Source organism: Antarctobacter sp. (assembly GCF_034670325.1).
Taxonomy (GTDB): Bacteria; Pseudomonadota; Alphaproteobacteria; order Rhodobacterales; family Rhodobacteraceae; genus Antarctobacter.
In genome coordinates, this window is record NZ_JAXMNR010000008.1 from 77,887 (window position 1) to 101,890 (window position 24,004).

General features: G+C 63.2%; 25 protein-coding genes. 15 read left to right on the top strand and 10 right to left on the bottom strand.

Annotation, left to right across the window (positions count from 1 at the left end):
* Nucleotides 1-47 precede the first annotated feature (47 nt).
* A complete protein-coding gene (locus tag VOI21_RS18945) occupies nucleotides 48-1,193 on the top strand; it encodes an amidohydrolase (RefSeq protein ID WP_323771524.1) in 1,146 nt (381 codons plus the stop codon).
* 31 nt (nucleotides 1,194-1,224) lie between these two features.
* Here the strand turns inward: VOI21_RS18945 and VOI21_RS18950 are convergent, their stop codons facing one another.
* Nucleotides 1,225-2,262 carry a zinc-dependent alcohol dehydrogenase family protein gene (locus tag VOI21_RS18950; protein ID WP_323771525.1) on the bottom strand — a complete coding sequence of 346 codons (1,038 nt, stop codon included), beginning with the start codon at nucleotides 2,260-2,262 and terminating at the stop codon, nucleotides 1,225-1,227.
* Nucleotides 2,263-2,273: 11 nt separating this feature from the next.
* The gene (locus tag VOI21_RS18955; protein ID WP_323771526.1) at nucleotides 2,274-3,254 is read right to left on the bottom strand and encodes a membrane dipeptidase; all 981 of its coding nucleotides are present in this window, start codon (nucleotides 3,252-3,254) and stop codon (nucleotides 2,274-2,276) included.
* Nucleotides 3,255-3,492: 238 nt separating this feature from the next.
* On the opposite strand from VOI21_RS18955, the gene VOI21_RS18960 reads away from it, so the two are divergent.
* Nucleotides 3,493-4,674, top strand: a complete 1,182-nt coding sequence (locus tag VOI21_RS18960) for an aspartate aminotransferase family protein (protein WP_323771527.1) — start codon at nucleotides 3,493-3,495, stop codon at nucleotides 4,672-4,674.
* A gap of 93 nt (nucleotides 4,675-4,767) precedes the next feature.
* Nucleotides 4,768-5,694 (top strand): ornithine carbamoyltransferase, encoded by a 927-nt coding sequence (gene argF, locus VOI21_RS18965; protein WP_323771528.1) that lies wholly within the window; start codon nucleotides 4,768-4,770, stop codon nucleotides 5,692-5,694.
* Between the two features lie 74 nt (nucleotides 5,695-5,768).
* Here argF and hrpB read toward each other — a convergent pair whose 3' ends face one another.
* Nucleotides 5,769-8,225: an ATP-dependent helicase HrpB gene (hrpB, locus tag VOI21_RS18970; protein WP_323771529.1), complete on the bottom strand. Its 2,457-nt coding sequence runs from the start codon at nucleotides 8,223-8,225 to the stop codon at nucleotides 5,769-5,771.
* Between the two features lie 153 nt (nucleotides 8,226-8,378).
* Here hrpB and meaB point away from each other — a divergent pair, with 153 nt between their 5' ends.
* The 4 genes from meaB to VOI21_RS18990 all read left to right on the top strand — a co-directional run bounded on the left by meaB (nucleotide 8,379) and on the right by VOI21_RS18990 (nucleotide 10,886).
* Nucleotides 8,379-9,359: a methylmalonyl Co-A mutase-associated GTPase MeaB gene (gene meaB / locus VOI21_RS18975; RefSeq protein ID WP_323771530.1), complete on the top strand. Its 981-nt coding sequence runs from the start codon at nucleotides 8,379-8,381 to the stop codon at nucleotides 9,357-9,359.
* Between the two features lie 256 nt (nucleotides 9,360-9,615).
* Nucleotides 9,616-9,903, top strand: coding sequence for a 50S ribosomal protein L28 (gene rpmB / locus VOI21_RS18980; RefSeq protein ID WP_323771531.1), 288 nt, complete (start codon nucleotides 9,616-9,618; stop codon nucleotides 9,901-9,903).
* 115 nt (nucleotides 9,904-10,018) lie between these two features.
* Nucleotides 10,019-10,357: a hypothetical protein gene (locus VOI21_RS18985; protein WP_323771532.1), complete on the top strand. Its 339-nt coding sequence runs from the start codon at nucleotides 10,019-10,021 to the stop codon at nucleotides 10,355-10,357.
* Nucleotides 10,358-10,400: 43 nt separating this feature from the next.
* Nucleotides 10,401-10,886 (top strand): copper chaperone PCu(A)C, encoded by a 486-nt coding sequence (locus VOI21_RS18990; protein WP_323771533.1) that lies wholly within the window; start codon nucleotides 10,401-10,403, stop codon nucleotides 10,884-10,886.
* A 42-nt stretch (nucleotides 10,887-10,928) separates the two neighbouring features.
* On the opposite strand, the gene VOI21_RS18995 is transcribed toward VOI21_RS18990, so the two are convergent.
* Nucleotides 10,929-11,645 carry an NAD-dependent deacylase gene (locus tag VOI21_RS18995; protein WP_323771534.1) on the bottom strand — a complete coding sequence of 239 codons (717 nt, stop codon included), beginning with the start codon at nucleotides 11,643-11,645 and terminating at the stop codon, nucleotides 10,929-10,931.
* 45 nt (nucleotides 11,646-11,690) lie between these two features.
* Between VOI21_RS18995 and VOI21_RS19000 the strand changes: the two genes are divergently transcribed.
* The gene (locus VOI21_RS19000; RefSeq protein WP_323771535.1) at nucleotides 11,691-12,140 is read left to right on the top strand and encodes a low molecular weight protein-tyrosine-phosphatase; all 450 of its coding nucleotides are present in this window, start codon (nucleotides 11,691-11,693) and stop codon (nucleotides 12,138-12,140) included.
* On the opposite strand, the gene VOI21_RS19005 is transcribed toward VOI21_RS19000, so the two are convergent.
* Nucleotides 12,131-12,310 carry a CTP synthetase gene (locus tag VOI21_RS19005; protein WP_323771536.1) on the bottom strand — a complete coding sequence of 60 codons (180 nt, stop codon included), beginning with the start codon at nucleotides 12,308-12,310 and terminating at the stop codon, nucleotides 12,131-12,133. The two genes, VOI21_RS19000 and VOI21_RS19005, sit on opposite strands and share 10 nt — an antisense overlap.
* Before the next feature lie 141 nt (nucleotides 12,311-12,451).
* Between VOI21_RS19005 and VOI21_RS19010 the strand changes: the two genes are divergently transcribed.
* Both VOI21_RS19010 and VOI21_RS19015 read left to right on the top strand, forming a co-directional pair.
* Nucleotides 12,452-13,315, top strand: coding sequence for a DUF1353 domain-containing protein (locus VOI21_RS19010; protein ID WP_323771537.1), 864 nt, complete (start codon nucleotides 12,452-12,454; stop codon nucleotides 13,313-13,315).
* Between the two features lie 91 nt (nucleotides 13,316-13,406).
* Nucleotides 13,407-13,685, top strand: a complete 279-nt coding sequence (locus tag VOI21_RS19015) for a hypothetical protein (RefSeq protein ID WP_323771538.1) — start codon at nucleotides 13,407-13,409, stop codon at nucleotides 13,683-13,685.
* Between the two features lie 122 nt (nucleotides 13,686-13,807).
* Here VOI21_RS19015 and VOI21_RS19020 read toward each other — a convergent pair whose 3' ends face one another.
* Nucleotides 13,808-14,164, bottom strand: coding sequence for a hypothetical protein (locus tag VOI21_RS19020; RefSeq protein WP_323771539.1), 357 nt, complete (start codon nucleotides 14,162-14,164; stop codon nucleotides 13,808-13,810).
* Nucleotides 14,165-14,273: 109 nt separating this feature from the next.
* Here VOI21_RS19020 and VOI21_RS19025 point away from each other — a divergent pair, with 109 nt between their 5' ends.
* Entirely contained in the window at nucleotides 14,274-14,861 is a 588-nt protein-coding gene (locus VOI21_RS19025; protein ID WP_323771540.1) for an REP-associated tyrosine transposase, read from the top strand.
* A gap of 1,029 nt (nucleotides 14,862-15,890) precedes the next feature.
* Here the strand turns inward: VOI21_RS19025 and lepA are convergent.
* Nucleotides 15,891-17,696 (bottom strand): translation elongation factor 4, encoded by a 1,806-nt coding sequence (lepA, locus tag VOI21_RS19030; RefSeq protein WP_323771541.1) that lies wholly within the window; start codon nucleotides 17,694-17,696, stop codon nucleotides 15,891-15,893.
* A 111-nt stretch (nucleotides 17,697-17,807) separates the two neighbouring features.
* Here lepA and VOI21_RS19035 point away from each other — a divergent pair, with 111 nt between their 5' ends.
* On the top strand, nucleotides 17,808-18,920 hold the full coding sequence (locus VOI21_RS19035; RefSeq protein ID WP_323771542.1) for a hypothetical protein: 1,113 nt from the start codon (nucleotides 17,808-17,810) through the stop codon (nucleotides 18,918-18,920).
* Nucleotides 18,921-19,072: 152 nt separating this feature from the next.
* On the opposite strand, the gene VOI21_RS19040 is transcribed toward VOI21_RS19035, so the two are convergent.
* Nucleotides 19,073-19,693, bottom strand: coding sequence for a hypothetical protein (locus VOI21_RS19040; RefSeq protein WP_323771543.1), 621 nt, complete (start codon nucleotides 19,691-19,693; stop codon nucleotides 19,073-19,075).
* 190 nt (nucleotides 19,694-19,883) lie between these two features.
* Between VOI21_RS19040 and VOI21_RS19045 the strand changes: the two genes are divergently transcribed.
* From VOI21_RS19045 to VOI21_RS19055, 3 genes are all read left to right on the top strand, one after another.
* Nucleotides 19,884-20,078: a hypothetical protein gene (locus VOI21_RS19045; protein ID WP_323771544.1), complete on the top strand. Its 195-nt coding sequence runs from the start codon at nucleotides 19,884-19,886 to the stop codon at nucleotides 20,076-20,078.
* Nucleotides 20,079-20,147: 69 nt separating this feature from the next.
* Nucleotides 20,148-21,815, top strand: a complete 1,668-nt coding sequence (locus tag VOI21_RS19050) for a tetratricopeptide repeat-containing sulfotransferase family protein (protein ID WP_323771545.1) — start codon at nucleotides 20,148-20,150, stop codon at nucleotides 21,813-21,815.
* Nucleotides 21,816-21,904: 89 nt separating this feature from the next.
* Complete coding sequence (locus tag VOI21_RS19055; RefSeq protein ID WP_323771546.1) at nucleotides 21,905-22,258, top strand: arginine transporter; 354 nt, start codon at nucleotides 21,905-21,907, stop codon at nucleotides 22,256-22,258.
* Nucleotides 22,259-22,279: 21 nt separating this feature from the next.
* Here the strand turns inward: VOI21_RS19055 and VOI21_RS19060 are convergent, their stop codons facing one another.
* The gene (locus tag VOI21_RS19060) at nucleotides 22,280-22,948 is read right to left on the bottom strand and encodes an aspartate/glutamate racemase family protein (RefSeq protein WP_323771547.1); all 669 of its coding nucleotides are present in this window, start codon (nucleotides 22,946-22,948) and stop codon (nucleotides 22,280-22,282) included.
* A gap of 40 nt (nucleotides 22,949-22,988) precedes the next feature.
* Nucleotides 22,989-23,999: a D-cysteine desulfhydrase gene (locus tag VOI21_RS19065; RefSeq protein WP_323771548.1), complete on the bottom strand. Its 1,011-nt coding sequence runs from the start codon at nucleotides 23,997-23,999 to the stop codon at nucleotides 22,989-22,991.
* Between the last annotated feature and the right edge of the window lie 5 nt (nucleotides 24,000-24,004).

Genomic DNA, 24,004 nt, shown 5'->3' on the forward strand with positions numbered 1-24,004 from the left:
TGAAAAGGTGCCTTTGCAGGAATTTTGCACGGGGACCGGAGGGGCGCATGGGCATGGTGGATATGTTGGACAGCGGGATGCTGGGCAGGTCGCGGGCCTTGCGGCATGACATTCATCGGTTGCCCGAACTGTCGGGGCAGGAAACCATGACTTCTGCGCGGATCGCCGACGAAATGACGGCGCTGGGGGCCGCTCAGGTGGTGACCGGGCTGGGCGGGACCGGTGTGGCCGCTGTCTTTGGCGCAGGCGAGGGCGGCCTGCTGATCCGTGCGGAACTGGACGCACTGCCGATCCATGAGACGGCGCAACCGGATCACCGCTCACAACGTGACGGCGTGGCACATCTGTGCGGGCATGACGGACATATGGCGATCCTGCATGCGGTGGCGCAGGCGCTGGCGGTCGCACCGCCCGCCGCGCGCGTCATTCTGCTGTTCCAGCCAGCGGAAGAAACCGGGGCAGGCGCGCGGGCAGTGCTGGACGATCCCCGCTTTGCAGAGCTTGGCGCGCAGATGGCGGTGTCCTTGCACAACCTGCCGGGTATGCCGCGCGGGGCTGTGGCGCTGCGTAAAGGGCCGGTGAACTGCGCCTCACGCGGGTTGAAGGTGCGGCTGACAGGGCGGACGGCCCATGCCTCGGAGCCAGAAAAAGGGCGGTCGCCCGGAATTGCGCTGGCCGGATTGATCCCCGCTCTGGGCGGGTTGGCCCGCGACTTGCCGACAGAGGACCCGGGCTTTCGCCTTGCCACTGTCACCCATGCGCGACTGGGTATTCCAACCTTTGGCGTCGCGCCGGGCGAGGCGGAAATCTACGTGACCCTGCGGACTTTGCTGGACGACAGGATGGCCGCGCTGGAAACCGAAGCGCGGGCGCTGGTGGCGGAATTGGCGGCAGGGTTTGACGCCGAAATCACGGTGCATGAGGCCTTTGGCCATTGTGTAAACCATCCCGATGCCACCGCCCTGCTGGACCGCGCGGCGCAAGGCCTGCCCCGCTATGAGGCCGCGCTGCCGATGCGCGCCTCAGAGGACTTTGGCTTGTTCGGAAGCGTGATGCCCTCTGCGATGCTTTTCCTTGGGTCGGGTGAGGACTGCCCTGCCTTGCATGCGCCGGACTATGACTTTCCCGACGCATTGATCGGCATCGGCGCAGGCATCTTTCTGCGCGCGATTGAGGCGTTTGGAGAGGTGTAATCAGTCACTCTGCCCGGTCCGGCGACCGGTGTCAGAACGACGTGATCACCGTCGCGCCGCGCGCCTGAAAGCTGTCCATCGCCATCAGGGCGGGCACCGCTTCATCCAGACTGATGCGGTCACCAACCAGCCGGTCAGGACTCAGCGCGCCGCTTTCTATCATGTCCAGCATCGCGCGGTAGCGGTGCGCCTGCATTCCATGGCTGCCAAGAATTTCCAACTCCCACCCGATGACGCGGTCCATCGGCAGCGGCGGGCGGCTCTGGTCGCCAAGCAACAGGCCGACCTGCACGTGGCGCCCGCGCTTGCGCAGGGACAGGATTGAATTCGCGCAGGTTTCGGGATGCCCAAGCGCGTCGATCGACAAATGCGCGCCATCGCCTGTCAGGTCCTGAACCGCCTGCGCCACATCACTGTCACGGGCGTTCACCGTCGCGGTCGCGCCCATCTGGAGGGCCAGCGCCAGTTTGTCCCCGGCGATGTCCACCGCGACGACCTGCGCGCCCATTGCCCGCGCGATCATGATGGCCGACAGTCCGACGCCACCACAGCCATGCACGGCGACCCACTCACCACCCCGGACACGTCCCTGATCCACCACAGCCCGAAAGGACGTGGCAAAGCGGCAGCCAAGGCTGGCGGCGGTGTCGAAGCCCATCGTCTCTGGCAGGGCCACAAGGTTCAGGTCGGCCTGTGGAAGGGCGACAAATTCGGCAAAACTGCCCCAATGGGTAAAGCCGGGCTGGAACTGCGCATCGCAAACCTGCTGATGGCCCGCGTGGCATTCGGGGCAGAGGCCGCAGGCGCAGATAAAGGGCACGGTCACCCGGTCACCCTGCCGCCAGCGGGTGACGCCCGCGCCCACCGCCGCGACGGTGCCGGCCAGTTCATGACCGGGAACATGCGGCAAGGCGATGTCCGGGTCATGTCCCATCCAGCCGTGCCAGTCGCTGCGGCACAGCCCGGTGGCCGCGACCTTGATCACGACGCCACCCGGCGTGGGCGCGGGATCGGGCAGGGTGGTGACCTTGGGTTCGGCCCCAAAGGCCTCAAAGAGCATCGCTTTCATGGGGAACCTCTTTAGGCGGGGCCAAAGCTGGATTCGTAGAACCGCAGCCAGTTGCCGCCCAGAATGCCGTCGGCCTCGGCCCGTGAAAAACCGACCTCGCGCAGGCCGTCGCGGATGTTGTCCCAGTCACGATTGTCCTGAAACCAGTCGGGCATGGGCGGAAAACCGGGCGCTGCGGCAGAGCCTTCGCCGTAGTCGATATCCTTGGTCCAGCGCCCGACGCGCATCCATTCGACCACGCTGTCAGGTTGGTCCTGACACAGATCGCTGCCCATCCCAAGGTTTTCCGCGCCGTAGCGGTCGGCTGCCTCGGCCACCATCTCGCAATAGCTGGTGAGGGTGCAGTTGGTGCCGCCCGCTAGGTGGTGCGGATAAAGGGAAAAGCCCAGCATCCCGCCGGAATTGGTCAGCGCGCGCAGCACTTCGTCGGATTTGTTGCGCAGCGCGGGGTGCCACCAGTCGGGGTTGGCATGGGTGATCGCGATGGGGCGGGTCGAATGGTCGATCGCCTCCAGCGTCGAACGCTCTGCCGAATGGCTCATGTCGATGACGAGGCCGACGCGGTTCATCTCGGACACGACGGCGCGTCCCATGCGGGTCAGTCCAGTGTCGTCTTCCTCATAACAGCCGGTCGCCAGCAGGGATTGGTTGTTATAGGTCAATTGCATGAACCGCACGCCCAACTGGTGCACGATTTCGACCAGTCCGATGTCATCCTCGATGGGGGAGGGGTTCTGAAAACCGAAAAAGACCGCCGTGCGTTTGGTCTCCTGCGCCTCCCGAACGTGCTGTGCCTCTGTTCCGCGCAGGATCAGGTCAGGAAACCGTTCGAACCACCGGTTCCAGCGTTCAAGGTTTGCCACCGTCTCACGAAAGCTTTCGTGATAGGCGATGGTCACATGGATCGCGTCCACGCCACCGGCGCGCAACTGGCGAAAGACCTTTTCCGAGAAGTTGCAGTACTGGAGATTGTCGATAAGGGGCGCTGTCATGGGCTGACGCTAGCGGCGCTTTGGCAACCGCGCAATGCAAAGCCTTGCGCGGTCGGGGAATTGCTGTATGAGCAAAACCATGATGACAATGGTCCAGATCCGACGAGACTAAGCTCTCCTGATCCTCTCGCGCCCCGTGCGACGCGGGCACGCCTGTTGCATCATAAAATCCCATACATCTTGACTCGGCCCTAGGCGCTTGCCACCAATCGGGCCTTCACCTTCTGAGGACAGCGATATGATCCCCTCCGTTCTGCCGACCTACAACCGCGCGCCCCTGCATTTCGTCAAGGGCGAAGGCTGCTGGCTGTACGAGGAGGACGGGCGACGTTTTCTGGACCTTGGGTCTGGCATTGCCGTGAACGTGCTGGGCCATGCGCACCCGCCGCTGGTTGCCGCGCTGACCGAACAGGCGAACAAGCTGTGGCACGTGTCGAACCTGTATGAGATCCCGCAACAGCAGGCGCTGGCCGACAAACTGGTCGAGACGACCTTTGCAGATACGGTGTTCTTCACCAACTCGGGGACAGAGGCCTGCGAACTGGCGGTCAAGATGGCGCGCAAGTACTGGTACGAAAAGGGCCACCCGGAAAAGACCGGCATCCTGACCTTTGAGGGCTGTTTTCACGGTCGGTCCTCTGCCGCCATCGCGGCCTCCGGGTCCGAGAAAATGGTCAAAGGCTTTGGCCCGGTGCTGGCCGGGTTCAAGACGCTGCCCTGGGGCGACCACGACGCGTTGCACGCGGCGATTGACGACACCACCGGCGCGATCTTGATCGAGCCGGTGCAGGGGGAGGGCGGTATCCGCGCGCTGCCCGACCAGTGCCTGAAAGGGCTGCGCGATCTGTGTGACGAAAAAGGCCTGCTGCTGATCCTTGATGAGGTGCAATGCGGCGTGGGCCGGACCGGACGTCTGTTTGCCCATGAATGGGCGGGCGTCACACCGGATATCATGATGGTCGCCAAGGGCATCGGCGGGGGGTTCCCTTTGGGTGCGGTGCTGGCCACCGAAGAGGCGGCCTGTGGCATGGTTCCGGGCACGCATGGGTCCACCTATGGCGGCAACCCGCTGGGCTGTGCTGTGGGCAAGGCGGTGCTGGACATCGTCGCGGCCCCCGACTTCCTGGATGATGTGCGCGCCCGCGCCGGATTGCTGCGGCAAAAGCTGGAGGGGCTGGTGGCCGCGCATCCGCAGGTCTTCGAAGGCGTGCGGGGCAGCGGCATGATGCTGGGCCTCAAATGCAAGATGGCGCCTGCGGATGTGGTCAAGGCGGGTTATGCCGCCGAGGTCATCACTGTCCCGGCAGCCGACAACATCGTGCGCCTGCTGCCGCCGCTGAACATCACTGAAGGCGAAATTCAGGCGGCGTTCGACCGTCTGGACACGGCCGCGACCGCATTGGAAACGCTCCCCGCCTGAAACGGCATTTGCGTTTGAAAGACCTCGGGAGAGGTGCCGCGAGGCCAGGAGGGCATTACCCTGTCTCCCCCCAAGCCAAAAGAAAAATACGCTATGAATCATTTTCTCGATATCCACAAAACCGACAAGGCTGCGCTGCGGTCCATCATCGACACGGCCAAGGCGATGAAAGCCGCTCGTCAGGGACAGCCCAAGGCGCTGCCGGATGAGGATCAGGCGCTGGCCGGGCGCATGGTGGCGCTGATCTTTGAAAAGCCGTCGACCCGGACTCGTGTTTCGTTTGACGTGGGTGTCCGACAGTTGGGCGGGCAGAGCATGGTGTTGTCGGGCAACGAGATGCAGTTAGGCCATGGCGAGACCATCGCCGACACGGCCCGCGTGCTGTCGCGTTATGTCGATCTGATCATGATCCGGACCTTTGACGAGTCGGTGCTGGAGGAGATGTCGGAATACGCCAGCGTCCCGGTGATCAACGGGCTGACCGACCGGACCCACCCTTGCCAGATCATGGCCGATATCCAGACCTTCGAAGAGCATCGCGGCCCCATCGCGGGCAAAAAGGTGGTCTGGTGCGGCGATGGCAACAATGTCTGCGCGTCGTTCCTGCATGCCGCTGGCCAGTTCGGCTTTGACCTGACGTTTTCGGGGCCGGTTCAGCTGGACCCGGAGATGGAATCCGTCGGCTGGGCACGGAACGCGGGCCGGTCCATCGTCATTGAGCGGGACGCGATCAAGGCGGTCGAAGGGGCGGATCTGATTGTCACCGACACATGGGTGTCGATGCATGACGCCCAAAGCTCGCGCGAGAGGCGGCACAATATGCTGCGCCCTTATCAGGTGAACGCCAGATTGATGGAAGCGGCCAAGCCGGACGCCTTGTTCATGCATTGCCTGCCTGCGCACCGCGAGGAAGAGGTGACATCAGAGGTGATGGATGGCCCGAACTCGGTCATCTGGGACGAGGCAGAGAACCGCCTGCACGCGCAAAAGGCTATCATGCGCTGGTGCCTTGGCGTCTGACGGCGGGGCCTTCCGCGCGCCCCGACTGCCGCGCCTGCGCGCGTCAGCGGCCCGCCCTCCAGCCACGCCGCGGATCAGCTTCGCGGCTTGGCTCTGAGCGTCGGATCGGCCTGTGTCGGGTCGTCGGGCCACGGGTGCCGCGGGTAACGCGCGCGCATGTCCTTGCGCACATCGGCGTAGGACCCGGACCAGAAACCGGGCAGGTCCATCGTGGTCTGCACCGGGCGCTGGGCTGGCGACAGCAGCGTGACCTTCAACGGCGTGCGGCCCACCGTCGGGTGAGTCCTTTGGCCAAAGAGTTCTTGCAGGCGCAGGCTGATTTCCGGGTGGTCACCGGAATAGTCGATAGGGATCTGACGGCCGAGCGGCGTGGTGAAATGCGCGGGGACGCTATTGTCGAGCGCCTGCATCTGGTTCCAGTCGAGACGTGCGCGCAGTGCGGGCAGCAGGTCGAGCCGTTTCCAGTCTGCTGCCGTGCGGACGCCTGACAGATAGGGCAAAAGCCAATCTTCGATGGTGTCCAGCAGGGCCTCCGGGGACATGTCCGGCAGGGCATGTCCCGCGTCCCGGGCCAAGGCGACGCGTGCCGTAAACCGGCGTGCGGCGTCGGAGAGTGTCAGGCCAAGATCGCGGACTCCGTTCAGCATGGCGCGGGCGAGGGCCATGTCCGGGGCGTCCTTCCAGATGCGGTCATCCAATGCGACCGCGCCAAAGCGTTCCTGCTGTCGGGCGATGACCCGGCGATCCCGTTTTGACCACTCACAAAGGTCGGTCCATGTGATCTGGTCCGCGAAGAGCGTGCGGATTTCGGCAAGGGAAATTGCGATGGCTTGCCTGATCTTCGCCTCACGGGGATTGCCATCGGTGTCGGTAACGACAATCAGCCGCTCGCTTGCCAGCGGATCGTGATCGTCCATGACCGCGCCCTTGCCCCCGGACAGTTGATAACGGGCCGCCTCGCCCTTTCGACGCAGTCCGACGCGGTCAGGGTAGGCCAGAGCAGCCATTTCAGCGGCGCTGTAATGTCTATTAATATCAGCAGGTTTCTGGCTGTTTTTCGTGCTTTTGGAGAGGCGTCTGGCCTCTGTCTTGATGCGTTCCAGGGCCGCGCGGTTGATTTGTTCGCGTCGGCGCTCTGAAAAAGCGCGCGGATCGCGGAGCGCTTCGAGCCGGAGGGTGAGGTCTGAGGTCGCTCCTGTGAGTGGATCGCGATCAGACAAAAGAGCGGCCAGATTTGCGCCCTTTGGCCCCGAAAGAGTCACCATATGGGCAAGACGCGGGTGAAGCGGAAGCCTGCTCAGATCCCGTCCATGCGCGGTAATCCGCATTTCTGCGTCCAGCGCGCCCAACATTTGCAGCAACGCTTGTGCTTCGGCATAGGCACCTTCGGGTGGCGGTGTCAGGAACGGCAATTGCGCCGGATCCGCGCCCCAGAGGGCGATTTCCAACGCTAGAGAGGACAGGTCCGCAGCCTCGATTTCCGGCGGAGGAAAGGGCCTTAGCGCCCCTTCCTCACCTTTTGTCCAAAGTCGATAAGCCGTGCCGGGGGCAACGCGGCCTGCGCGTCCGGCGCGCTGCGTGGCCTCGGCGCGGGTGACACGCTCGGTGATCAGGCGCGACATGCCCGATCCGGGGTCAAAACGCGCCCGGCGCGCCTTGCCGCCGTCCACAACCACGCGGATGTCCTCGATCGTGAGCGAGGTTTCGGCGATGGACGTGGCCAGCACCAGTTTTCGGCCCGCCTGTTCGGGGCGGATCGCGGCGCGTTGGGCAGAGAGGTCCATCGCGCCAAAGAGCGGGCGCAGGTGTGTGTCGGCGGGCAGGTGCGGTTTCAGCAACGCCTCGGTGCGGCGAATCTCACCCTCACCGGGAAGGAACGCAAGGATGCCGCCCTGTGTTTCCTGATGCGCTTGCAGGATGAGGTCGGCCATGGCCGAGTCGAACCGGGTGCGTTTCGGCAGCGGCTGCGCCAGCCACCGGGTTTCGACCGGATAGGCGCGGCCTTGGGACGTCACAACGGGCGCGTGCATAAGGTCCGCCACCGGTTGGGCCTCCAACGTGGCGGACATGGCGACAAGGATCAGATCGTCACGCAATGCCCCGGCGATTTCCAGACACAGCGCGAGACCGAAGTCGGCATTCAGAGAGCGTTCGTGGAATTCGTCGAAAAGCACCGCTCCGATGCCGGTAAGTTCCGGATCGGATTGGATCATCCGGGTCAGGATGCCCTCGGTCACCACTTCGACTCGCGTTTGTTTCGAGGTCTTGGACTCTCCTCTGATGCGGTAGCCCACGGTCGCACCGGGGGATTCGCCCAGTTGTTCGGCCAGGCGTTGTGCGGCGGCGCGCGCGGCAAGGCGGCGGGGTTCCAGCATCACGATCTTGCCGTCTGTCAGACCCGCATTCAGCAACGCCAACGGTACGCGGGTTGTCTTGCCTGCGCCGGGAGGGGCCTGAAGCACGGCGCGGCCGCTTTTGCGCAGGGCCGCGATCAGGTCCGGCAGGGCGTCTTCGATGGGAAGGCCTGTCATGGTCTGGCTTTAACCGATGGCATGGGCGCTTGGCCAGTGTCGGCGGGGGCGCTGCCCACATCTCCCTGCGGTCGATTCCCCCGGGATATTTCCGGACAGAAGAAGCACGGGCGCGGTCTGGACTTTTTGGCGGGGGCGCGGGATGAAACAGGGATGGATATAGACGACCTGAAAACCCGCATCCTTGCGGGAGAGCGGCGGGCGCTGGCCCGGGCGATCACGCTGGTGGAGAGCGGGCGGGCGGATCATCGCGCGCAGGCGCTGGAGTTGCTGGACGGGCTGAAGGATCACGGGCGCGAAGCCTTGCGTGTGGGGTTGTCCGGCACGCCGGGTGTTGGCAAGTCGACCTTCATCGAGACCTTTGGCATGATGCTGACGGCGCAGGGTTTGAAGGTCGCGGTGCTGGCTGTCGATCCATCCTCGGCCCGGTCGGGCGGATCGATTCTGGGGGACAAGACGCGGATGGAGCGGCTGAGCCGGGATCGCAACGCCTTTATCCGGCCATCGCCTTCGCAGACCCAGTTGGGCGGCGTGGCGCGGCGCACGCGTGAGGCGATCGACCTGTGTGAGGCGGCGGGGTTCGACGTGGTGCTGATCGAGACGGTCGGCGTTGGCCAGTCCGAAACCATGGTCGCGGAGATGTCCGACCTGTTCTTGCTGTTGCTGGCGCCTGCGGGCGGGGATGAATTGCAGGGGGTGAAGCGGGGCATCATGGAGATGGCGGATATCCTGCTGGTCAACAAGGCGGACGGCGATCTGAAGACGACAGCGATGCGGACCTGTGCGGATTATGCCGGGGCGTTGCGGCTGTTGCGCAAGCGCCCGCAAGATCCCGAAGGCTTTCCCAAGGCGATGACCGTGTCCGCGCTGGAAGATACCGGGCTGGCGAAGGCATGGGACGAAATGCAGGCGCTGGCCGACTGGCGACGTGAGAACGGGCATTTCGCGGCGCGCCGTGCGGCGCAGGCGCGATTCTGGTTCGAGGCCGAGGTGCGTGAGCGGCTGCTGGCGCGGTTGTCGCGCGAACCTGTCAAAGGGGCGATGGCGGGGCTTGCCCGTCAGGTCGAGGACGGCGCGTTGACGCCCTCAGTCGCGGCGGAAGAGTTGCTGCGCGATTACCTGCAGATGGACTGACGAGCCGGTCGCAAAGAGCGCTTTTTCAGTGGTGGTGCAAAGGTCGGCGTCCCAAGACATAAACCGCCGGTCGATGAATCGTAACAGGCCCTTGACGAACCCGGCGCATCTGCATATGCACCGTCGAACCAGATTCCGGGCGCCCCCCGATACACGTAACGGGCGGCGCCTTTTGATATTGGCAGGGTGAAAACGCTCCTGCATAGATGAAACCGGCGGGGCAATGGCCTTGCCACCAGTGGATGAGGACGAACCGATGTCGCGTGTCTGCGAACTGACCGGCAAAGGCCCCATGGTGGGCAACAATGTGAGCCACGCCAACAACAGGACCCGGCGCCGTTTCCTGCCCAACCTGAACGATGTGACCCTGCAGTCCGAAACGCTGGGTCGCGGCGTCAAGCTGCGCATCTCGGCGCATGCGCTGCGCTCGGTCGATCACCGTGGTGGTCTGGATAAATTCCTTGCCAAGGCGAAAGATACCGAGCTTTCGGATCGCGCGCTGAAGGTCAAGAAAGAGATCAAATCGGCACAGGCAGACGCCTGAAGCCTTTGACGATGGACAGTGATAGCAGCCTCGTGCCACCCGGCGCGGGGCTGTTTCCTTTTGTCGCTTTGGTCATATCGGACAAAGGCAATATATCGGCCAGATGAAGCAGTGTTTGCGATCCCTTCTTGGTGTGGTGATGACGGTCGTGATGGCCGTGACCAGCCTGTCGGCGGCGCATGCGCGTGGTCAGTCCTCCCCGGTCGGCACGATGGTGATTTGCCGCGGTCTGACCGTGGCGACGGTGTTGATCGGCGCGGATGGTCAGCCGGTAGAGGTGCAACATATCTGCCCCGACGCGGCGCTGGCGCTGTTTGTCGAATCCGGCGCGGTGCCGCCGCCGACAGTGCAGGCTGTTATCTGGCAGGCGGTGCAGTGGGACGCGCCGGCCCTTGTGGCCGGGTCTCTTGTAGCGATGGCCGCACAAGCGCGGGGACCTCCGGCCTTTCTCTGACAGTTCGATATGAAACCTGACAGAGACTCTTGAGGATACCCAAATGACCCTGAAAACCCTTTTCGCCGGCGCAGTTGCGCTGTCCCTTGCCACGCCTGTTTTTGCAGAGATCGTGGTCAAAGACCCCTATGCGCGCAGCTCGGGCCCTACGGCCAAGGCCGGTGCCGCCTTTATGGTGATCGAGAACACCGGACCCGAGGATGACCGACTGATTGCCGCAAGCTCTGAGATTGCGGTGCGTGTAGAGTTGCATACGCACAAGGACATGGGCGAAGGCGTCATGCGCATGATGGAGGTCAAGGAAGGCTTTGCCGTGCCCGCAGGCGGCACACATATGCTGCAACGTGGGGGCGATCATGTGATGTTCATGGGGCTGACCGGGCCGATGGAGCAGGGCAAGACCGTCGCCGTCACGCTGACCTTCGAGAAGGCGGGTGAGATGGTTGTAGAAATTCCCGTCGACCTGGAGCGCAAGCCGATGCACGGCATGGGTCATGGTATGGGCGCGGGCATGGGCGCCACCAACTAGGCGTTTCGGCAATCACAAGCAGGCGGCGGGGAAATCCCCGCCCTACGCAAACGGCAGGCGGCGCGCGCCGCCTGTCAGCAAGGCATCCACCCAGCGCGGGACGACATCGGTCGCCGGGCCAATATGGTGTCGGTCAAAGGCGCGCGAAATCTCGGTGCGTTCGAGGTTCAACTCGACCGTTTCGGCACCGGCCTGTGCGGCCTCGACCACGAATGCCGCCGCCGGGTAGACTTGGCCGGAGGTGCCGATTGCCGCAAAGATCGCGCAATCGCGCAGGTGGCTGTCGATTTCTTCCATGTGATAGGGCATCTCGCCGAACCAGACGATGTCCGGGCGTGCTGCGGGCGCATGGCAGTCGGGGCAGGCGGCTTTCGGGAACATTTCGGACGGGGCAGGCCAGCGATGACCGCAAGAGGCACACAGCGCCCCGGCAAGACTCCCGTGCATGTGGATTGCCGTCGCACCCGCGCTTTCGTGCAGCCCGTCCACGTTCTGCGTGACAAGGATGACCTCCTCCGGCCAGTTTTTCTGCAGACGGGCAAGGGCGATGTGGGCGGCGTTGGGCGTGGCCGTTGCGGCCTGCTGGCGGCGCGTATTGTAAAACGCATGGACCAGCGCCGGATCGCGGGCAAAGCCCTCTGGTGTGGCCACATCCTCTATCCGGTGCCGGGCCCAAAGCCCGCCCTCGTCCCGAAAGGTGCCCAACCCGCTTTCCGCCGACAGGCCCGCGCCTGTAAGGATGACGATCTTCCCGGCCATCTCCGCTCCCTTGCCCAAGCGTATCCCGGTCGTTAGGACCGGATCATGACCCATCGTATCCTCTTTGTCTGTCTCGGCAATATCTGCCGGTCTCCGACCGCCGAGGCCGTGGTGCGCGCCAAGGCAGAGGCGCTTGGCCAAATTCTTGTTCTGGACAGCGCCGGTACCGGCAACTGGCATGTGGGTGCGCCGCCCTATGGTCCGATGCAAGACGCAGCCCGTGCGCGCGGCTATGACATGTCGGACCTGCGCGCCCGACAGGTGTCCCCTGAGGACTTTGGGCTGTTCGATCTTATCGTGGCGATGGACGCGCAGAACCTTGCCGATCTAACCAACCTTGCGCCCGCCAAGGGTGCGGCGCAGTTAAGGCTGATGACCGACTTTGTCCTCAGTCCCGACGAGACCCATGTGCCGGACCCTTATTTCACGCGCGACTTTGACGGTGCGCTTGACCTGATCGAACGCTGCGCGGACGGCCTGTTACGTCAGTTGTAGATTTGTCGTGCGACATACCATGACACCGGCGCGGCCAGAACAAAGCCAAGCGCGGCGGCCACGAGGATCGGCATAATCGTGCCGTAGCCCGCCACAAGCACGGCAATGATGAGCGAACCGGCGAAGCTGGTGGAAATCAGCGAATAGAGCAAACTGGCCAAACGAAACATGGCGGACTCCTGAGATGCTTGTTTGTGCGACATATATCGTTTGGCGCATGCGTAATCTTTGATCTGGGTCAGGCGCGGCTTGATCGGCGCACGGGAGTCCCGTATTTACCCGCTATCGAATTTGACCAAATGGATAGTCCCATGCGCACCCTAGCCTTATTTTCCGCCTGCGCCTTTGCGCTCGCGGCTTGCGATACGTCGGGTTACATCGCCCAGAGCAGCCGGGCCGATGCGCCGGAACTGTCTTGTCTGACCCAGCCGCAGGGCGGCTGTACCTTCAGCCAATCGCCTTTGCGTGTCCTGCCAGAGCCGGTCGAACTGCCCAAACGCCCATACAAGTTCTTTCCCACGGCGGATCCTCTGAATTTCGTCGATGCGCAGGGCAGCCGCTGGGTGGCACCGCCGCGGACGCTGACCGACGGGGCCTCGATCCCGAAGATATTTGTCGCCATTGTCGGCGATCCGACTGCGCCTGAGTTTATCAACGCCGCCGCCGTACACGATGCCTATTGCGGGGTCGGAAATGAGAGCGGGTCGATGTACCACCGGGCCAAGTGGGAAGACGTGCACGTCATGTTCTACGACGGGTTGATCGTCGGCGGCACGCCCGAGATCCGCGCCAAGATCATGTTCGCGGCGGTCTGGCTGGGCGGTCCGCGCTGGCGGGCTCCGACGGGCGGTGTGGTCTCGACCCAAGGTCAGACGGACGCGCGCGCGGTGGCCTATACCAACCCAATGGATGGTGTGTCCGTGGCCCGCAAACAAGAAGCGATGCGCCGGGCCAAAAGCTATATCGAGGCCACGCGCCCGCCGCTGCCGCGTTTGATTGCCTACCTTCAGCGGCAAGAGCGGGAGATGTTGATCGATGCCTTCGGGCTCCGCGATGAGGAGTATGATCACGAAGGAAACGCCGACTACTTCTTGGATGACTCGGAAGACGACTACATCCCCGAAGAAGAATATTACTACGAGGACCTCGGCACCGCGGCATCTGTCGACAAGTAAGGCGCGTTTTGCCGCCATGATCCGTATCAAGGCGGGCCGGGCGCGGCGGGCTATTCTCTCCTGTCAGGGCATTCACCCCGGGAGGAGAGCTATGATCACGCTGGACGACATCGAAGACATGACCTGCCTGAGCCGCGAAGAGATCGAGGCGGTGGCCGAACATGACCATCTGCCAGAGGTGAACGCCTCGTGTCTGGCGGAGTATCTGATGCATGAGCATCACGGGGCGGCCAAGCTGCAGCAGATGATTTGCGAGGATATTCGCGAGGCCCTGCACAAGGGGAACAAGGCCCACGCCAAGGATTTATACGGCGTGCTGCATCACTTTCTGAAAGAGCATCCCGATGCGGCGCGGGGGGCGCAGGGCTGAAGGCGGCGCGCGGCGCTGTCCACGCGTGGACAGCGTGGCGGTGACGTGAAATCAAGGGGTTACAGAGACGGTTTTACCTGCGCTTAACCTTTGACGCTGGTCAGAGGCCCGTCTTGGACCGCTCAGGGGCCGGGGCAGATGTAGACAATCGTCAGACCCGGACCAGCGAGGGCGATGGCGTAGCTGGTGCCCACCTCGCCCCGAAAAGGGGCGGGTTTTGGGTCGCTGCTGGGGGCCGGGCCGGGGATATTGTCGCCGGTGCTGGTGCGGATGACGACCTCTCCGGGGCCGAGGTTATACAGCGTCCATGTATGCGTGGGGGCGTTCATCGGGATGGACAAGGCGGGGTCGTTCAGATCATGGCCAAGGCATTCGTCGGGCTGCGCGGCCAGCGGGGCGGGCAGGGCCAGGATAAGACCCAAGACCAGACTCAAGATCCGCGCCAAGGTGGCCACCAAAGCTGTGCATTTGCGGTACATGCGTGTTTTCCCCCCGTCGGGGAGCGTAATGTGTTGCGGCTTGGGGGGCAATGTGGGGGAGAGCGCGTGGTTTCATGCGTCATTAACCCTCTTTGGGCGAGGATGTGGCATGACCCGCTACATCCGCCCCAAGGTGTCCGGCGCTTGCGTCTTTTTCACGGTCACTCTTGCGGACCGTGGAAGCGAGATGTTGGTGCAGGAGGTTGACCTCTTGCGGGATGCGGTGCGCAGGACGCGGGCCGAGCGGCCCTTCGGGATTGAGGCTTGGGTTGTGCTGCCGGATCACTTGCATTGCATCTGGCAGATGCCAGCGGGGGACAGGGATTATGGCCGACGGTGGGGCGCGATCAAGGCGCGGTTCACGATGGCGGTGCGGGAGAAATATGCCTCTGATGATGGGTGTAGGCCGGGCTTAAGCCCGGCTTACCCAAAGATGCCAAGTGAATTGCCGGTTGTTCGGAGCGGGCGGTTTGCCGGGCTGAAGCCCGGCCTACGGGCGGACAAGCGCGAAGCGGCTGTTTGGCAGCGGCGGTTTTGGGAGCACCACATAAGGGACGAGGCGGATTTCGCGGCGCATCTGCGGTATTGTTGGATCAATCCGGTGAAGCATGGGTTGGTGGAGCGGGTTCAGGATTGGCCGTATTCGTCGGTGCATCGGGATGCGCGCTTTAGGGCGGGGGTGGGTTTGGTTGGGTAGGGTGCGCGGTTCGGGCAGAGTTTGATGAAATGTCAAGCGGAGGTTTCTGAGTGCCCGCGGTCGGTGCTCCGGCGGAGGCTTTACGCACTATTGGAGAATCGGAATATTGAGCGTTTAAATGCCTGCCTTGTGGTTTTCTACGATCTAAGCAGCGAATAGACTGCAAAAACGAATGTGTTGACAGATGGAGTGAATGCAATTGCTAGGCCGGACAGTAGTAGGAAGAAGCAAATTTTTCTCGCTAGAGGTTTTCCGTAGTTTTGGGATAAGTATTCCAGACGATACACATCTATTTTATCGACAAGACCATTTGAGACAGCTTTAATGCATGCGTCTGAAATTTCTTCTTCCTCCTCGGGAGCTTCGAGGTTAGGGATGTCGTCAGATTTTATCGTACAAATTCTTATAATTCTGTCTCGAGCGTCGCGCAGCCTTGGTGGACACTTCTGACACTTCTCAAGACGTGCAATGATTCTTAACGAGTTTTCCAGACTGGCGGAGGCAGATCGAAGAGAACTGTATCTCAATTTGAAGTCTATGAAGCTTGAGTAGCTATCGTGTAGTTTAAAGTGCTTTGGTGAGAGTTGAGAAAAGATGCCCGTTCCAAGGCCTAGCAAGAAAAGACCAATGTAAAAGATTTCTATTTGGTTTCTAAAAATGAAAGTGCTTTCCTCTCCAGTTGAGGAAATTAAATTTCTAATGTTGTCGTTTAATATAAAGATAAAACCTAGAAAAGGAACTAGAATAGTTAGTCGCACCACTTTGCTATTTGTAAAGCGAGCGAGAGTGGACCATCGGATTTTATCAATGAATGTCTCGTCGTTCAATCCTGGACCTCTAATTTTTGGTGGCTGGCCTTTTGTGCTGGTTTCTACCTATCCGACAGATGGGTCGTTTGAAAGATCTTTAGAAAATCAGGAATTTTTCACGTCAAGCGTGTCTATTTGTCTTTTCTATCTACCTGAAATTGCGGGCACGCGGAACCTGCTGCGCAGAACCCGCTGCCGCCCACGCGCCCGGTAAAATGGACTACTCGTCCATTTTCAGGGCGGAAATAAACGCCTCTTGCGGGATCTCCACCTTGCCGAACTGGCGCATCTTCTTCTTGCCCGCCTTCTGCTTTTCCAGCAGCTTTTTCTTACGGGTCGCGTCGCCGCCGTAGCATTTGGCCGTGACGTCTTTGCGCAGGGCCGACAGGGTCTCGCGGGCGATGACCTTGCCGCCGATGGCCGCTTGGATCGGGATCTTGAACATCTGGCGCGGGATCAGGTCCTTGAGCTTGGCGCACATGGCGCGGCCACGCATGTCGGCGCGGTCGCGGTGGACCATGGTGGACAGCGCGTCGACGGGCTCATCATTCACGAGGATCTGCATCTTGACGAGGTTGTCCTCGCGGTAGCAGTCCATCTGGTAATCGAAGGAGGCATAGCCCTTGGTCACCGATTTCAGCCGGTCGTGGAAGTCAAAGACCACCTCGTTCAACGGCAGGTCATAGACCACCATCGCGCGGTTGCCGACATAGGTCAGGTCCAGCTGGATGCCGCGGCGGTCCTGACAGAGTTTCAGCACGTCGCCCAGATAGTCGTCGGGCACGAGGATGGTCGCCTTGATGCGCGGCTCTTCGAGATGGTCGACCTTGGACATGTCGGGCATGTCGGCGGGGTTGTGCAGCTCCTGCACAGAGCCGTCCTTCATGAAGACGTGATAGATCACCGAGGGCGCGGTGGTGATCAGGTCGATGTTGTATTCGCGCTCAATGCGGTCGCGGATCACCTCAAGGTGCAGCAGGCCAAGAAAGCCGCAGCGGAAGCCAAAGCCGAGGGCGGCAGAGGTTTCCATCTCAAAGCTGAAGGAGGCGTCGTTGAGGGCGAGCTTTTCGATGGAGTCCCGCAGGTCCTCGAAATCGGCGGCGTCGACCGGGAACAGGCCGCAGAAGACCACCGGGATCGAGGGTTTGAAGCCGGGCAGGGGCGTCTCACAGGGGCGCTTTTCGTGGGTGATGGTGTCGCCGACCTTGGTGTCGCGGACCTGCTTGATGGAGCCGGTGAAAAAGCCGATCTCACCGGGGCCGAGTTCCTTGACGTCCTGCATGGCGGGGCGGAAGACGCCCAGTTTGTCGACGCCGTATTTGCCGCCGGTGCGCATCATGCGGATGTTGTCGCCCTTTTTCAGAGTGCCGTCCATGATGCGGACAAGGACCACGACGCCAAGGTAGGGGTCATACCAGCTGTCGACCAGCATCGCCTTGAGCGGCGCATCGGGATCGCCGGAATGGGGCGGCGGCAGGCGCTTGACGATGGCCTCCAGCACGTCGGGGATGCCGACCCCGGTCTTGGCCGAGATCAGGCAGGCGTTGGAGGCGTCGATGCCGATGACATCCTCGATCTGCTCGGCGATGCGTTCGGGTTCGGCGGCGGGCAGGTCGATCTTGTTGAGGACGGTGACGATCTCATGGTCGGCGTCGATGGCGGTGTAGACGTTCGCGAGCGTCTGCGCCTCGACCCCCTGGGTGGCGTCGACGACCAGCAAGGACCCCTCGACCGCGCGCATGGAGCGGGAGACCTCATAGGCGAAATCGACGTGTCCGGGGGTGTCGATCAGGTTGAGGATATAGGTGTGGCCGTCCTGTGCGGGATAGTCGATGCGGACGGTGTTGGCCTTGATGGTGATGCCGCGTTCGCGCTCGATATCCATGGCGTCCAGCATCTGGGCCTTCATGTCGCGTTCGGCGACGGTGCCGGTGAGCTGGATCAGCCGGTCGGCCAGGGTGGATTTCCCGTGGTCGATGTGGGCGACGATGGAGAAGTTGCGGATGCGGGACAGGGGTGTGCTCATGTCCTGCGATATGCTGTGGATGAAGGGTTTGGTCAAGTGGGGATGGGGGTGCAGGGTTGAGAGGCTGGGGACTCTGTGTACGGTGATCGCGGGCAGGATGGTGCAGGTGGCATGGAGTTTAAGGATCACGAGGCGTTTAAGCGCTGGCTAGAGGTGCAGAGCCGGGAGGTCTGCGTGGCGATTGCCGCGCGGGCGGCCCTGCGGGTCTGGCCGATTGTTTTGTCGTCGCGGTTTTGGAGGGGCACTGACGAGGCGCGCAGCCAGCGGGAAGGGCTAGCCCTCTTGACAGCTAGGTGTAGCGTGATTTCGGGGGTTGCGAGCACATATCCAACCCCCGAAATCAGAACCGCCGCCGCGAATGCAGCCGCCTTGGCCGCCTTTGCTGCCACCAACGAAACCAATGCAGTCACAAACGCGTCTGCCGCCGCTGCCGCCTTCGCTGCCCTCAATGCAACCAGGGCCGTCACAAACGCCGCCAGTGCAGCCAACAAAACTTTCGACGCCGCCAGAGGCACCACCGAACCCTTCAACGTCGACGGCATGGAAGCGATCTATACAGATGCAGGTCTTGCCCCGGCGTCCATGCTGTCCACGTCTCTGTGGCACGAAGCTGGATGGCCGGAGGGGCTGTCGCCCGACGATATTGGCCCGACCCTGCTCGACACCGACCCACGCTTTGACTTTTTCAAGCGCTGGTATGAAGGCATGGTGCGCGGCGCGCCGCTGGACTGGGAGTTGCAGCGCCGCGTGGCGCTGATCCCGCAGGAGGTTTGGGAGGCCGGGGCGGACGCGGTGGCCGGGGCGATTGCGGAGATCGAGGCGCGGTTGGAGGTTCAAAAGGCCGCCGCCGCGCTACTCGCTGACCGCGAAGCGGCTTTGGTTCAAAACCGCTTGGGGATTGGTGGGAACAGCCCGCCCGAGCCAATCGAGGTTCCCGCTGAGGTGGTGGCCAGTCAGACGATTATTTGGGCCGCTGTCGAGGAGATTGCCGAGGAGGCGGAGGCGGAGACGCCAGACAAGGCGAGGGTCGCCAGAGCATTGGAGGCGTTGGCACAGGGGCTTGGCGTCTGCATTAAGTGGCTTGGGAGGAAGGCGGATCTTGTCGTTGATACTGCTATCAAATGGAGTATCCCGGCGGCTGGGACCGCATTGATTGTCGCCAATCCCGCAAAGGTGCAGACATTGATTCAGACAGTCCAGACGTGGTTGTCTCTATTGCCGTGATGGCGGGGTGAACCCTGCCCTACGGATTGGATGGGGTGGTTCTTTTGGGCAGCCGGGGTGGTGGGTTGGAAACCCACCCTACGGGGTGTGGTGCCGGGCAGACCCCCGGCCTACGGCGGGTTGGTAGGTGGCGTGAAAGCGTCCTGCGTTGCTCAGAAATCTCGCCGGAGCGGCGCGTTTGCGGCCCAGGCTTTGCGGTCCATGATGTAGGGTGTCTTGCCGTGGTCCACGGCCCATGTCTCGACGATGAACTCTTGGCCGGTGTCCTTCTGGACAATCGAGGCCACCGTATGGGTCCAGAACCGCCGCGTCATAAAGCCGATGGTGACGCGCTGGCCGGGGCGATGCAGGCGCAGCAGACCGGCGTCGTCCAGCATCGGAAGGTAGACGGCGGTGTTGACCATCTCATCGACGCAGTCCTGCGCCTTGCCCGCCACTTGCAGCGTCGAATAGGCGAGGTCCGAATTGTAGCCGGTCTTTTCGCCGACCATGACCTCTAGCCGTCGCAGGGCCTCGGCCAGGGCGCGGCGCTCTGCCCCGGCGGAGCGGGGGCGGCGCATGAGAGGGGCGCGGGCGGTGGCCCATTCCTTGGCGCTGAGGGACACGGCGATGCGTTTGCTGCAATTGTGGCTGCCGCAGGTGTAAAAGGCATCGGGGCGCGGGTCGTCGGTGCCAAAGTTCTGGCGCGCGCGGTCGAGGCTGCCGTTGTCCACGTCGCAGCCCGCCAGCGCCAGAGCGCAGAGTGCCAGTGTGATGAAAGCCTGTCGTCGCACGGCCGGTCCCCTTTTTCGCTGACGTGGGGGTAGCAAGTTTTGCGTATGGGCCGCAACGGCTGGTCTGGGTCTGGGTCTGGGTCTGTGGGAGCGCGGCAAGGTCCGGTATTCCATGAGGAGGAATCCCTGACTGTGGGGCGTTGCGCGGCGGCGGTAGGGTCTGAGAAACACTGCCAAAAGGAAGACCGTCATGATCCGCACCGCTCTTATCACCGCCCTTGTCCTGAACCTTGCCGTGGCCGAGGCCATTGCCGGACCGACGGATCGCACGGCCGCCGACAAGAGCCTGACCGCGCAGATTGATGGCTTTCACGGGGCGTCGGGCACGGGCAAGACCGTGCGGGGCGGGTTCTCCGGGGATGGCGGTCTGGGCACAACCCGCTGAGCGGGTCTGCACACACCTCTTCTTTACCAAGTGCCCCATAGGGTGCCCCCGGACAACGAGGGGCACAGCATGGCGACGGTCGAGACAAGCTTGGCACGGGCAAAGGCGTATATGCACAAGGGCGATGTGGCACAGGCCAAGGTGCTGTGCCGCGATGTGCTGGCGCGGTATCCGCGCAATGCGCGGGCGCGGGCGCTGATGGCGCGTTTGCCAGAGGCGGCACCGTCACAGGATTTATTGGAAAAGCTGGTTGAGGCGCATCAGGCCGGGCACACCCTGCTGGTGGCCGAACAGGCGGCGCGGCTGTTGCCGGTCTATCCCGACAGCTATGTGCTCTGGCAGATCCACGGTGGTGTGCTGCTGGAGCTGGGCGCGTTCCCGCAGGCCGAGGAGTCGCTGGCACGGGCAGCCGGGTTGCGGCCCGATCTGGCCGAGGCGCGGGTGAACCATTCGGTGGCGCTGCGCGCAACCGGACGGATGGCCGAGGCAGAGGCACAGGTGCGCGCGGCGCTGGAACTGGCCCCGGACAATGCGGGCGCGCGGATGGAACTGGCCTCTGTTCTGGCGGATCGCGGTGCTTTGCCGGAGGCGGCAGAGCTGTGCCAGACGGTGATCGACAAGACGCCAGAGGTGGCGACCGCGCACAACATCCTTGGGGTTGCCGCGTATGAAGAGGGGCGGTTTGACGCGGCGCACGCCAGCTATGAGACAGCGGTGGACATCGCGCCCGGTTTTGCCGAGGCGCACCGCAACCTTGCCGCGATCAAGCGCTGGACGTCTGAGGATGGGCAACTGGCGCAGATGCGGGCGCTGTATGACGACCCCTCGCTGCCGCCGATGGACCGGGCGCGGGTCTGCTTTGGCCTGTTCGATGCCTGTGACGCGCTGGGGCAGACGGAGGCGGCGTGGCGGTTCCTGAAAGAGGGCAATGCCCTGCGCAAGGCGTTGATGGGATACGATATTTCGCAGGATAGGGCGCTGTTTCAGCGGCTTGGGGAGATGGCGGTTACGCCGTTGACACGGGTCGATCCCGCGCCGGTGGTGCCGGTTTTCATCCTCGGGATGCCGCGCTCTGGCACCACGCTGGCCGAGCAGATCGTCTCTGCCCACGCTGAGGTTGCGGGGGCGGGGGAACTGCCGCTCATGGCCGATCTGGCGCGCGGTTTGCTGGAGGGCGAGCGGGTGACAAAAGACCGCCTGCGGGCGCTGCGCCGGGGCTATCTGGAGGCGGTGGCGGAACATGCCGGCGGCGCGCGCTATGTCACCGACAAGATGCCCCACAATTTTTGCTTTCTGCCGCTGATCTGCGCTGCCTTGCCAGAGGCACGGATCGTGCATGTGGTGCGCGACGCGCCCTCGGTCTGCTGGTCGAACCTGAAACAGTATTTCACCGCGTCCTCGCTGGGCTATTGTTACGATCTGGACGATGTGGTCGCCTACCACGGACTGTACCGCGACTGGACCGCGCGTTGCGAGGCCGCGTGGCCGGGGCGGGTGCGGCGGCTGGAGTATGCGGCGCTGACCGCCGATCCAGAGCAAGAGACCCGGACGCTGATCGCGGATCTGGGGCTGGACTGGGACGCGGCCTGTCTGTCGCCGCAGGACAACGGTCGCGTGGTGCACACCGCCTCTGCCGGACAGGTGCGGCAGCCGATTTACCGGGCGCAGACGGAGGCATGGGTGCCCTATGCGCACTATGTCGGGGAGACCTTTGCCGGATTGCGCTTGGATTCTTGAAGCTTCGCGCCGTTTGTCGCATGATGCCACCTGAGGGCAGAGCCGGGGGAGACGGAAAATCCGCACCCGGGCAACGAGAGACAGGTGAGATGAAACAAGCAGTTATTCTGGCTGCCTGCCTCGGGCTTGCAGCCTGCGGCGGCGGGACAACTTCGAAACGCAGTTATGGAGCGGCGCCGCAGGTGCGTGTGTCCTCGGGGCCGATTGCCGATGCCTGCATGCGCGCGGGCCGATCGGGTGCGACGCGGCAGCGATGCGGTTGCGTGCAGACGGTGGCGAACAGCGATCTGACGTCCTCGGATCAGCGGCTGGCGGTGACCTTCTTTTCCGACCCGCACAAGGCGCAGGAAATCCGCCAATCGGACAATCCCCGTAACGAAGCCTTTTGGAAACGGTACAAGGCGTTTGCGGCGCGTGCCGAGAGCACCTGCCGGGGCACCTGACAGCGTCGTCCGATCCGGTGGTCAGCCGTCTTGCGACGCGTGGGCCACGATCCGGTCCACCAGACAATCCAGACTGTCGGTCCATGCAAGGTCCGGGGGCAGCAGCGGCGCGGCAAGCGACAGTTCCGTGCAAGCGATCAGGATGTGATCGGTGCGTTCCTGCAGGCGGCGCGCCTGTTCGGTGAGGGCGGGCAGGATCATCTCTGGCCGCGCGCCAGCCTTGATGGCGCGGATCATCTCCAGCAGCGGCGCATCGTCGGGCGGCGCTGTATAGGGGGCGTCGAAGTAATGATCGAAGATCCCGGTCAGGCGCGTGGCGGGAGAGGCGAGAATGCCGATCCGGCCCTTGTCTGACAGCGCGCGGGCGGTGGCGGACAGCATGTCCAGAAACGGCAGGTCGCTCGCCGCGCGGATACCGGCCGCGTAGTGGTGCGCGGTGTTGCAGGGCATGGCCAGCGCGGTGGCCCCTGCGGCGGACAGATCGCGGGCCATGTCCTGCAGGACTGGCAGGGGCGAGGGGCCGGTGCCCTCGACCAGCGCGGCAATCCGGGACGGCACCCCGGGGTTCTGGTGTACGATCAGCGGGACGTGGCCCCCATCGTCCTGCGCGGGCACCGCATCCAGCACCTTTTGCATGAGCAGGATGGTGGCCTGTGGCCCCATCCCGCCCAGTATGCCGACCGGGTTCACACCACCCTCCGAGGGGAGGCGAATTTTCGGCGAAAATTCCTCATGCGCGGGATTTCACGTCAAAGGCATGGGTATAGCCGGTCAGGCCGATGGCACCGCCGGTGTGCAGAAAGACCACGCGCTCATTGCTCTTGAAATGGCCCTTGCGGACGAGATCAAGCAGGCCAGCGGCCCCCTTGGCTGAGTAAACAGGGTCGAGCAGGATCGCCTCTGTCCGAGCAAAAATGTCAATTGCCTCCAGCGTCGACTCGGCGGGGATGCCATAGCCGTCGCCCACGTAATCGGTGTTGGCGACCACGTCCTCACGCGACACCACGCGCGGGCAGCCAAGCTTTTCGGCGGTCTTGACGGCAAGGTTGTAGACGTTTTCCTCTTGCTTGGGTTTGGGGGCGCGCACGCCGATGCCCAGCAGCGGGATACCCGCGTTCATCGCCTTGAGCCCGGTGATCAGCCCGGCCTGTGTGCCCGCAGAGCCGGTGGCGTGGACAATGTGATCCACCTTGAGACCCATTTCGACAAACTGGTTGAGCATCTCCAGCGCGCAGTTGACATAGCCAAGCGCGCCGGTGGCGTTCGAGCCGCCGCCGGGGATGGTGTAGGGCTTGCGGCCCTTGGTGCGCATCTGGTCGGCCACGGCCTCCATCTCGGCGTTCATGTCCAGACCGGGGCCGCGATGTTCGATTGTCGCGCCGTGCAGCACGTCCAGCAGGACGTTGCCGTTATAGCGATAGTTCTCGTGGTTATAGCCGGTGCGATCCTCCAGCAGGATATGACACTCCATCCCCAGTTTCGCCGCCGCCGCCGCGGTTTGGCGGGCGTGGTTGGATTGTGTCGCGCCTTGGGTCAGGACGATGTCAGCGCCTTGGTCCATCGCCTCGGCCATGAGGAATTCCAGCTTGCGGGTCTTGTTGCCGCCGGTTGAAAGGCCGGTGCAGTCGTCCCGCTTGATCCAGATTTCAGGCCCGCCCAGCAGTTCGGACAGGCGCGGCATCGGTTCAAGCGGCGTGGGCAGGTGGGCCAGCCGGACGCGGGGGAATTTGGTGAGGTTCATAAATT